Here is a 3,299-nt window from a genome sequence, read left to right on the forward strand (position 1 = left end):
GCCTTCGCGCAGCGCGCGACCGGGCGCGCGCGCTCCGGCCTCGGTGCCGGCGCCGCGATCATCCTCCTCATCGCCGTCGCGGGCCTCGTCGCCCTGCTCGTGGCGGGCTACCTCGCGGTCGCCCTCGGCGCGTCGGTGCTCGCGGTCGGCACGCTCGTCGCCCTCGTGCCGCTGGTGATCGTGCTCCTCGCGGTCCGCTGGGTCGACCGCTGGGAACCCGAGCCGCGCTGGGCGCTCTGGCTCGCGTTCCTCTGGGGCGCCGCCGTGTCGGTCGCGATCGCGCTGGTCGTCGACCTCGGCGTGCAGCTCTTCGCCGCCTTCGCCTCGCCCGACGGCGCGACGACCGACGAGGCGCTGCAGGCCGTCGTGCAGGCGCCCATCGTCGAGGAGCTGGCCAAGGGTGCGGGCGTGCTCCTCATCTTCCTGCTCGCCCGGTCGCACTTCGACGGCCCGGTCGACGGCCTCGTGTACGGCGCGACCGTGGCGGCGGGCTTCGCCTTCACCGAGAACATCCTCTACTTCGGCGTCGCGCTCATCGAGGGCGGCGCCGGCGAGCTCGGCACCACGTTCATCATCCGCGGGCTGTTCTCGCCCTTCGCACACGTGCTGTTCACGGCGTGCACGGGCGTCGCGATCGGCTTCGCCGCGAGGCGCGGTCGCGGGGCCGGCGTCATCGCCTGGTTCGTGGTCGGGCTCATCGGCGCCATCCTGCTGCACGCCTTCTGGAACGGCTCCCTCGCCTTCGCCGATGCCTTCGCGCTCTACTTCACCGTCCAGGTGCCGATCTTCATCGCCGCGATCGTCGTGACCGTCCTGCTCCGGCGCGAGGAGCAGCGCGTGACCCGCGCCCGGCTGTCCGAGTACGCGGCCGCGGGGTGGTTCAGCCAGGACGAGGTCGACGGGCTCTCGACCTGGCCCGGCAGGCGGGCCGCGCTCGCCTGGGGTCGGGCGCAGCAGCCCCCGCGCACCGCGCAGGTCCAGCGGTTCATCGCGGACGCCACGCGACTGGCCTTCACCCGCAACGTCATCGCGACCGGCCGGGCCGACGTGCGCAGGCACGCCGACGAGCGCGCGCTGCTCGAGGCCGTCGCGCGCGACCGGCGGGCGATCTCCGGCTGATCGCCATTGCCGCCCCCCACGTCCGGGTGTAGCGTGCGACGCGTCTGGGGCGCCGTGTCCTTCGACCTGGAGGTCTCGCCCATGCTGCTCACGCGCGCGCTCGCAACGACGACCGGTGCATCGATGATCCTCGTCGCGGGCCTCGGAGTCGGCCCCGCCGTCGCGGCGCCGCCGTCGAACGGCACGGTCACCTGGGCGACCGACCTGGCGACGGTCGTCGGGACCGGCCTGGACGCGACCTCCGTCGCCGCGGGCAAGGATGCGGCGTTCTCCGGAACGAGCGCCGGGGTCGTCGTTGCGGCCGATGCCGCCACGGGCGTGCCGCTGTGGATGACCGATGTCACGGGGGGAGCGGGATCGCCGGTGGAGGTCTCGGGCGTGGCGTTCGGGAGGGACGTCGTCGTCGCGGGGACCTCGACGGGTGAGGCGACGGCGATGGATGCCGCGACGGGGCTGGTGCGATGGGCGACCGATGTCGCCGGCGTGCTGGGGACCGACCTCGCGGTGACCTCGGTCGCGGCCGACAAGTCGACGGTCGCGGTGGGGACCTCGACGGGCGTGGTCGTCGCGTTCGACGCTGCCACGGGCCTGCTGCTCTGGGCGACCGATGTCACGGGGGGAGCGGGATCGCCGGTGGAGGTCTCGGGCGTGGCGTTCGGCAAGGACGTCGTCGTCGCGGGGACCTCGACGGGTGGGGCGACGGCGATGGATGCCGCGACGGGGCTGGTGCGATGGGCGACCGATGTCGCCGGCGTGCTGGGGACCGACCTCGCGGTGACCTCGGTCGCGGCCGACAAGTCGACGGTCGCGGTGGGGACCTCGACGGGCGTGGTCGTCGCGTTCGACGCTGCCACGGGCCTGCTGCTCTGGGCGACCGATGTCACGGGGGGAGCGGGATCGCCGGTGGAGGTCTCGGGCGTGGCGTTCGGCAAGGACGTCGTCGTCGCGGGCACCTCGACGGGGGAGGCGACGGCCATGGACGCCGCGACCGGAGCCCTGTGGTGGGTCACCGACGTCGGGTCGGGATCGGCGGTCCTCGGCGTCGCCGCTGAGAAGTCGCGGGCGTACGCCGCGATCGCCGGCGGCGCGCTCGTGGCGCTCGACTGACCCTCACCGTCTACGGCGCCGCGGTCCGCGCCGCCCGGAGCGGACGACTATGATGGCCCCGTTCCGAACTGACGGCGATCGGAGACGGCATGCCCGTGCCGCAGCACGATCCGCGGGGGAGCGGTGACGGCTCCCTGCGCGATCGACTGGTGCGCGCCCAGGAGGACGCGCTCGCGACCGGAATCGTGCCGCTCAGCCTGAGACCGGTCGTCCGAGCCTCGTGGGAGCGTGCCATCCGCGGTTCGATCGACCCCGACCGCGCGCTGCCCGGCATGGGCCTCGACGAGGACGCCTTCCGGGAGTACCGCGCGTCCCACGCGCTCGCCCCGGTCATGCCCGTGATCCGCCGCCTGCTCGTCGACGGCGCGGACGAGAGCGGGCTCGTCGTCGCGGTCGGCGACGCCGACGGCCGACTGCTCTGGGTCGAGGGCGATCCGTACCTGCGTCGACGGGCCGAGGACATGCTCTTCGTCGCCGGTGCCGACTGGTCGGAGGGCACCATCGGCACCAGCGCGCCGGGCACGGCGCTCACGCTCGACCGCGCGGTGCAGATCCGCGGCGCTGAGCACTTCAACCGCATCGTGCACCCCTGGAGCTGCACGGCGGCGCCGGTGCACGACCCCGAGACGGGAGCGCTCCTCGGCGTCATCGACATCACGGGGACGGACCTCGCCGTCGCGCCGCACGCCCTGTCGCTCGTGTCGGCGACCGTGGCGGCGGTCGAGGCCGAGCTGCGCATCGCCAGCCTCGAGACGACGGTGCGCAGCACGATCCGCCGCTCCCGCATGCGCGCGGTGCCCGTCGAGCGCACGTCGCTCGCGGTGCTCGGCGAGCAGCGCCCCCGCCTCGGCGCCCACGAGCTCAGTCCACGGCACGCCGAGATCCTGACCCTGCTCGCATGGCACCGGAACGGCATCGGCGCGGAGCGCCTCGCCGCGCTCGTGTACGAGGGCGACCCGTCGCCGGTCACGCTGCGTGCCGAGATGACGCGCCTGCGCCGCGTGCTCGAGGCGGCGGGCGAACCGCCGCCGGAGTCGCGCCCGTACCGCCTCGGGCGCGAGCTCGACGTCGAC

Annotated in this window: 3 protein-coding genes; all 3 read left to right on the forward strand. The window is 74.5% G+C overall.

The genetic code is table 11. The features are described 5' to 3' along the window. Positions 1 to 1,119, forward strand: a 1,119-nt coding sequence (locus tag ESO86_RS14100) for a PrsW family intramembrane metalloprotease (protein WP_340638862.1), incomplete at its 5' end; no start/stop codon positions are given. Between the two features lie 33 nt (positions 1,120 to 1,152). Further along, on the forward strand, positions 1,153 to 2,226 hold the full coding sequence (locus ESO86_RS14105) for an outer membrane protein assembly factor BamB family protein (RefSeq protein WP_129235570.1): 1,074 nt from the start codon (positions 1,153 to 1,155) through the stop codon (positions 2,224 to 2,226). 89 nt (positions 2,227 to 2,315) lie between these two features. Next, a partial coding sequence (locus tag ESO86_RS14110; protein WP_165307878.1) for a GAF domain-containing protein occupies positions 2,316 to 3,299 on the forward strand: 984 nt, incomplete at its 3' end.

Origin of the sequence: Agromyces binzhouensis, assembly GCF_004135055.1 — a bacterium.
GTDB classification, from domain to species: domain Bacteria; phylum Actinomycetota; class Actinomycetes; order Actinomycetales; family Microbacteriaceae; genus Agromyces; species Agromyces binzhouensis.